The sequence below is a fragment of the Massilia sp. NBRC 108631 genome (genome assembly GCF_059704565.1).
In genome coordinates this window covers 1-6448 of the sequence record NZ_BAAKJE010000089.1, presented here as the reverse complement: position 1 = coordinate 6448, position 6448 = coordinate 1, and the positions used below count along the sequence as shown (strand labels likewise).

Annotated in this window: 9 protein-coding genes; 6 read left to right on the top strand and 3 right to left on the bottom strand. The window is 65.2% G+C overall.

The features are described from left to right. Both AC6H42_RS10650 and AC6H42_RS10645 read left to right on the top strand, forming a co-directional pair. The coding region (locus AC6H42_RS10650) for a putative Na+/H+ antiporter (protein WP_497547995.1) at positions 1-549 on the top strand (549 nt) is incomplete at its 5' end. Between the two features lie 35 nt (positions 550-584). Beyond that, positions 585-875: a polyhydroxyalkanoic acid system family protein gene (locus tag AC6H42_RS10645; RefSeq protein WP_057153482.1), complete on the top strand. Its 291-nt coding sequence runs from the start codon at positions 585-587 to the stop codon at positions 873-875. A 56-nt stretch (positions 876-931) separates the two neighbouring features. Here the strand turns inward: AC6H42_RS10645 and AC6H42_RS10640 are convergent, their stop codons facing one another. Further along, the gene (locus AC6H42_RS10640) at positions 932-1189 is read right to left on the bottom strand and encodes an acyl-CoA-binding protein (protein WP_497547994.1); all 258 of its coding nucleotides are present in this window, start codon (positions 1187-1189) and stop codon (positions 932-934) included. 121 nt (positions 1190-1310) lie between these two features. Between AC6H42_RS10640 and AC6H42_RS10635 the strand changes: the two genes are divergently transcribed. Further along, positions 1311-2765 carry a wax ester/triacylglycerol synthase family O-acyltransferase gene (locus tag AC6H42_RS10635; protein WP_497547993.1) on the top strand — a complete coding sequence of 485 codons (1455 nt, stop codon included), beginning with the start codon at positions 1311-1313 and terminating at the stop codon, positions 2763-2765. Positions 2766-2836: 71 nt separating this feature from the next. Here the strand turns inward: AC6H42_RS10635 and AC6H42_RS10630 are convergent, their stop codons facing one another. Beyond that, positions 2837-3124 carry an HU family DNA-binding protein gene (locus AC6H42_RS10630; RefSeq protein WP_050409188.1) on the bottom strand — a complete coding sequence of 96 codons (288 nt, stop codon included), beginning with the start codon at positions 3122-3124 and terminating at the stop codon, positions 2837-2839. Between the two features lie 181 nt (positions 3125-3305). On the opposite strand from AC6H42_RS10630, the gene AC6H42_RS10625 reads away from it, so the two are divergent. After that, positions 3306-4037: an RT0821/Lpp0805 family surface protein gene (locus tag AC6H42_RS10625; protein WP_057153484.1), complete on the top strand. Its 732-nt coding sequence runs from the start codon at positions 3306-3308 to the stop codon at positions 4035-4037. Positions 4038-4056: 19 nt separating this feature from the next. On the opposite strand, the gene AC6H42_RS10620 is transcribed toward AC6H42_RS10625, so the two are convergent. Beyond that, positions 4057-4413, bottom strand: coding sequence for an FKBP-type peptidyl-prolyl cis-trans isomerase (locus tag AC6H42_RS10620; RefSeq protein WP_057153485.1), 357 nt, complete (start codon positions 4411-4413; stop codon positions 4057-4059). 149 nt (positions 4414-4562) lie between these two features. On the opposite strand from AC6H42_RS10620, the gene AC6H42_RS10615 reads away from it, so the two are divergent. Together AC6H42_RS10615 and AC6H42_RS10610 are read left to right on the top strand one after the other, a co-directional pair. Then, complete coding sequence (locus AC6H42_RS10615; RefSeq protein ID WP_497547992.1) at positions 4563-5534, top strand: YVTN family beta-propeller repeat protein; 972 nt, start codon at positions 4563-4565, stop codon at positions 5532-5534. Between the two features lie 7 nt (positions 5535-5541). After that, on the top strand, positions 5542-6333 hold the full coding sequence (locus AC6H42_RS10610) for a polysaccharide deacetylase family protein (RefSeq protein ID WP_497547991.1): 792 nt from the start codon (positions 5542-5544) through the stop codon (positions 6331-6333). Positions 6334-6448 lie beyond the last annotated feature (115 nt).

Below are 6448 nucleotides of genomic sequence, written 5' to 3'. Positions count from 1 at the left end.
GAAGTCAAGGACACCCCGGTGCCGTTGCCGCTGGTGCTGGTCCATGTGCTGTTCCTGGCCGGCGTGGTGGTGTTTTCGCACCACAGCGCCGTGTTCATGGGCCTGTTCCTGTTCTTCCTCGGCGTGGTGCACGCTTACGAACGCCACCAGGACCGGCTGATGCTGCGCGAGGGCTTGATGGTGGCCTTCTTCCTGGCCGGGCTGGTGGTGCTGGGCGGGCAGCAGCAGTGGTGGCTGCAGCCGGCGCTGATGAGCATGAGCAGCGAGGCCGTGTACTACGGCGCCACGGCGCTGACGGCCATCACCGACAATGCCGCGCTGACCTACCTGGGCTCGCTGGTGGAGGGCTTGAGCGACCAGTTCAAATACGCGCTGGTGACCGGCGCCGTGACCGGCGGCGGCCTGACCGTGATTGCCAACGCGCCCAATCCGGCCGGCATGGCGCTGCTCAAGCGCTACTTCGGCGACGGCTCGGTCAGCCCGCTGGGCCTGTTCCTGGCCGCGATCCCGCCCACCATCAGCGCCATCCTGGCCTTCCGCCTGCTGTAAAATGGCGCCCGCCCCAGATCAAGGAGAGGACATTCGTGGCAGACATCAATATCGTTCAGGAACACAGCCTGACGCCAAAAAAGGCCCGCGACGCGGCGCAAAAGGTCGCTGAGAAGCTGGCCGAGGAATTCGACCTGGCATACGAGTGGGACGGCGACGTGCTGCGCTTCGAGCGCAGCGGCGTGAACGGCACGCTGACGCTGACCAAGCACAAGGCCGAAATGTTCATCAAGCTGGGCTTCCTGTTCGGCGCCTTCGCGCCGGTAATCCAGGCCAAGGCGACCGAGAAGATGGCCAAGATCTTCGGCAGCGCGAAGCCGGTGTGAACCGCCCGGCGTAAAAAAGCCCGCTTGCAAGCGGGCTTTTTATTTTGCGGAACGCCTTATGCGTCCTTCAGTGCTTCGATCAGGTCGATGTACTGCTGCTTGGCCTCGTCCTGCGAGGTGCCTTTCAGCGCGGCCCAGGCGTCGTACTTGGCGCGGCCCACCATGTCGGTGAAGCCCGGACGCGATCCTTCCACGTCGCCGGCCGAACCCTGCTTGAACAGCGCGTAGATCTTCAGCAGGGTCATGTTGTCCGGACGCTCCGGAAGGTTTTTGGAATCGGCCATCGCTTGGTCGAATTGTTCTTGCAGACTCATAAACTCTCCTAGAGTAATATCACTAAAGTAACTTTGCGCACGTCCGTGCCGAAGCCACATAATACAAAGATTATGCTGCGCCGGTGCGGTTTGCCCAAAACTATAGAGGAGAAACTCAAATATGCTGTCTCAAGCCTTGTCGGCGCTCGGCCGCAGAAAAATGTCCACGGTGGATACCGCCTGGCTGCGCATGGATTCCGAGGGAAACCAGATGATGATCGTCGGCGTGGCCATGATGGCCGAGCCGATCGCCGTGGCCGGCCTGAAGGAGGCGCTGCGGACGCGCTTCCTGGCCTACCGCCGCTTCCGCAGCCGCGTGGTGACCGACCTGGCCGGCGCCTGGTGGGAGGAGGACGAGGTGGACCTGGACGACCACGTGGTGCACACCCGCCTGGACGACGAGCAGGGGGCCTGCAACAAGGCCGCGCTGCAGCGCATGGTGGGGCTGCTGTCGCAGCAGCCGCTGGACCCGGCGCGCCCGCTGTGGCAGATGCACCTGGTGGAGAACTGCATCGGCGAGGACGGCAAAGTGCGGCAGGCGCTGATCGTGCGCATCCACCACTGCATCGCCGACGGCATCGCGCTGGTGGGCGTGTTCATGTCCATGTTCGGCCAGCACCCGGACGAGCAGCCGGTGCAGCCGGCCGCCGCCGCCGTGGCCGAAGCCGAGGCCAATCCATGGGAGCAGATCCTCAACCCCATCACCGCTGCCGGCGTGAAGACCATCGACCTGTCCTCGTCGGTGCTGCTGAAGTCGATGAGCATGTGGGCTGACCTGGACAAGATCGCCGGCAAGATGGCGGCGGTCGGCCAGACCGCGGCCCAGCTGACCAACGACGCGGTCAAGCTGACCACGATGGCCGACGACAGCGCCACCCGCCTGAAGGGCAAGCCGAACGGCAAGAAGCACGTGTCCTGGAGCGAACCGCTGCCGCTGGGCGAGATCAAGGCGGTCAGCAAGGCCTACGGCTGCTCGGTAAACGACGTGCTGATGGCCAGCGTGGCCGGCGCCATCCGCGCCTACTTGAAGGACTGCGGCGACGCGGTGGCGGGCGATTGCGAAGTGCGCGTGATGGTGCCGGTCAACCTGCGCAAGGCCAGCCGCCAGCAGCGCCTGGGCAACGCCTTCGGCCTGGTGCCGCTGGTGCTGCCGGTGGGGTTGGCCGATCCGGTGGCGCGCCTGGAAGAGGTGCAGCGCCGCATGACAGAGCTCAAGGGCAGCTACACGGCGCTGGTGGCCATGTCGGTGCTGGGCGTGCTGGGGGCCTCGCCCAGGCAGGTGCAGAACGAGATCCAGAACTTCTTCGCCCGCAAGGCCACCGCCGTGATGAGCAATGTGCCGGGGCCGCAAACGCCGCTGTACCTGGCCGGCAGCCGGCTCGACCAGATCATGTTCTGGGTGCCGCAGTCGGGCGACATCGGGGTGGGGGTGTCGATTCTGTCCTACAACGGCGGGGTGCAGTTCGGCATCGTGACCGACGACGCGCTGGTGAAGGACCCGGACAACATCATCCGCCGCTTCGCGCCCGAGTTCGAAAAACTGGTGCTGCTGGCGCTGATGGACGGCTGCGCCTGAGCGCTCGGGGCAAAAAAATGGCCGGGCTGAACCCGGCCGGTACCCAATCACCGAAGTGATTACCGAAGCGCTTACTTCTTCTTGGTTGGGTTCACTGCCGCTTTCAGGGTGGCGCCAGCGGAGAATTTCGGGGTCTTGGACGCGGCGATCTTGATCGCTTCGCCGGTGGCAGGATTGCGGCCTTTGCGTGCTGCGCGCTTGGCGACGGAGAAGGTGCCGAAGCCGGTGATGCCGACCGTGTCGCCCTTTTTCAGACGCTCGGTAACGATGGCAATCAGAGTGTTCACTGCATCGTTGGCTGCTGCGCCCGACATTTCGGTACGCTTAGCAAATTCTGCAATCAGTTCGCCTTTTTTCATTACTACCTCCTTGGTTAATAGAGCGCGCAGATTAGCACATAATTATTGCCTGGGGTAAGAATCTGCCTATAGAATTTTTAAAGTAAGCCATACGGGCGTTGGCTTGCGTCGATTTTGCGCCACGCCAGCTACCCCTGCCGCGTCTCTGGGGGTATGATCGGAACTAACGAGGAACCGTATCATGAGCTTTTCCGACGACATCCTGATGGCGTACGCCGACGGCGAACTGGACCTGGCAACCCGGCGCGCCGTGGAGGCGGCCGTGCTGCGCGACGCTGTGCTGGCGCAGCGCCTGGCGCACTTCCAGGCGGCCCGGCAGCGCCTGGCCGGGCCGCACCGGGGCGCCACCGTGGTGCAGCTGGCGGCCGTGCGCGCCACCCGCGCCGCCACCCAGCAGGCCGCGCGCAAGGCGCGCAAGGGCTGGCGCTGGTCGTGGCTGGAATGGGGCGCGCTGGCCGGCGTGCTGGCGCTGGGCGTGGTGATCGGCAAATTCGGCCTGGCCGGCTGGCAGCCGGACCCGCAGGCGCCGCCCAGCGTGGCCTGGCGCGACGGCGCGCTGGTGGCGCAGGGCAGGCTGGCGCTGGCGCTGGACCAGGCGCCGTCCGGCGCCGGCGGCGTGTATGGCGGCAGCGTGCGCATCGCGGCCAGCTTCGTGGCGGCCGACGGCGCTTACTGCCGCAGCTTCACGGCCCAGGGCGGCGGGCAGGCGGCGCAGGAATTGGCAGGGCTGGCCTGCAAAGGCGGGGGAGGGTGGCGGCTGCCGGTGCTGGTGCAGACCCCGGCGGCGGGCACGCGGCAGGTGCGCGCCGAGCTGCCTGCGGCAGTGCAGGCGGTGGTGGAGCAGCGCAGCAGCGGCGCCCTGCTCGACGCGGCGGCCGAGCAGGAAGCCATGCAGCGCGCATGGCTGCGCTGATGCGGCAATGCGCGCCGGCTTAGACGCCCAGCAGTTCCACTTCGAAGATCAAGGTGGCGTTGGGCGGGATCACGCCGCCGGCGCCGCGCGAGCCGTAGCCCAGCTCGGACGGGATGGTCAGCACGCGGGTGCCGCCGATCTTCATGCCTTGCACGCCTTCGTCCCAGCCGCGGATCACCATGCCGGCGCCCAGCGCGAATTCGAATGGATCGTTGCGGTCCTTGCTCGAATCGAACTTGGAACCCTTGCTGCCGTCGTCGTTGCGCAGCCAGCCGGTGTAATGCACGGTCACGTTCTGGCCGGCTTTCGCTTCAGCGCCTTCGCCGACGACCACGTCGTCGTATTGCAGGCCGGATGGAGTGGTAATGGTGGACATAATCTTCCTTTTGTTTGTTAGGTTAGCCATTTATTGTAGTCTGTGCCGCGCATCGGCGCTATTCCCCAGCATTATTGTCGCCATTTGCCTTGCTACGGTCCGGTTTGCACTTAGAATAGTGTTTTGCTCTTCAGAAGCGATTCCACGTCATGTTACGCAGTCTCCGCCGTATCGTCCTTTCCAGCGTCTGCCTGGTCGCCGCCCTCAGTTCGGCGCAAGCGAACGTGGTGGTCGTGCTCAATTCGCGCGACGCCACCGTCCAGCTGCTGGACCAGTCCAGCTACAAGACCCTGTCCACTTTCCCGGTCGGCAAAGAGCCGCACCACCTGATGGCCACGCCGGACAACAAGTCCCTGATCGTGGCCAGCTCGGTAGGCAACGAGCTGGTGTTCCTGGACCCGAAGACGGGCCAGGTGCAGCGCCACATCAAGGACATCCTCGATCCCTACCAGATCGGCTTCTCGCCGGACCAGAAGTGGTTCGTGGTGACTTCGCTGCGGCTCGACCGGATCGACATCTACAAGTTCGACGGCAAGAATTTCACGCTCTCCAAGCGCTTGCCGCTGGCCAAGCTGCCCAGCCACATCGCCTTCGACGCGGCCAGCAGCATGGCTTTCATCACCCAGCAGGGCAGCGACCAGATCAGCTGTATCGACCTGAAGACGCAGCAGATCAAGTGGACCATCCCGGTCGGCAAGCTGCCGGCGGGGATCGCCATGACGCCGGACGACAAGCACCTGCTGGTGGGCATCATGGGCAGCGACTACGTGGAAGTGATCGACTGGAAAACCCAGAAGACGGTCAAGAAGATCAAGGCCGGCAACGGCACCCACAACTTCCGCGCGCTGGGCGACGGCCGCTACACCTATGTGTCGAACCGGGTGTCGAACTCGATCAACATCATCGACCAGAAGACGCTGGAAAACGTCGGCATGATCAACGTGCCGGGCGGCCCGGACTGCATGGAGATCACCGAGGACAAGAAAACCATGTGGGTCACGCTGCGCTGGATCAAGAAAGTGGCGGTGGTGGACCTGGCCACGCGCAAGGTGGTCAAGATGATCCCGGTCGGCCGTTCGCCGCACGGCGTGTTCTTCGCCAACTCCTCGCCGCGCGTTTGACGGCGCCATGAGCAGCCCGCTGCTATCGGGCGGCGCTGCCGCCGTCCTCGCCATCCTCGCCGCCGGCCCGGCTGCGGCTGCCCCGGCCTGCAGCGGCACCATCTACATCACCTTCGACACCGGCAGCCAGTCGCAGGCCGAGCTGATCGCGCAGACCCTGAGCAAGCACCAGGTCAAGGCCACCTTCTTCCTGGCCAACGAGAAGACGGTGCGCGGCGATTATTCGCTGGACCCGTCCTGGGCGCCGTTCTGGAAAGCGCGCCTGGCCGAGGGCCACGCCTTCGGCTCGCACACCTTCGACCATGTGTACTGGCAAAAGGACGGCCCGGACGGGCGCCTGCAGGTCAAGCCGCAGTTCGGCGCGGCCGCCGGCAAGGTGCAGAGCTGGACCCCGGCCCAGTACTGCGAGGAGATCCGGCGCGTCGACAGCCGCTTCCACGAACTCACCGGCGCACGCCTGGACCCGATCTGGCGCGCTCCGGGCGGCAAGACGTCCCCGCGCTCGCTGGCCGCCGCCAAGGCCTGCGGCTACGCGCACGCGGGCTGGGCCAAGGCCGGCTTCTCGGGCGACGAGCTGTCCAGCAGCGCATGGCCGAATGCGGTATTGTTGGAGAAATCGCTGCGCGAGCTGCGCCCGGGCGACATCTTCATGGCCCACATGGGCATCTGGTCGCGCCGGGATCCGTGGGCGCCGGCCAACCTGGAACCGCTGATCGCGGGCCTGAAGCAGAAGGGCTTTTGCTTCGCCACGCTGCGCGAGCACCCGGACTATTCTTCCCACAGCAACAGACAAAAATAAGCATAGCGCATGATTCAACTGTTAAGCGACTGGCTCGGCGCCGCCCAGGGCTGGCTGTTCGAAACCGTGATCCAGCCCATCCTGTTCTACGGCGGCCTGGGCGACATCACCGAGG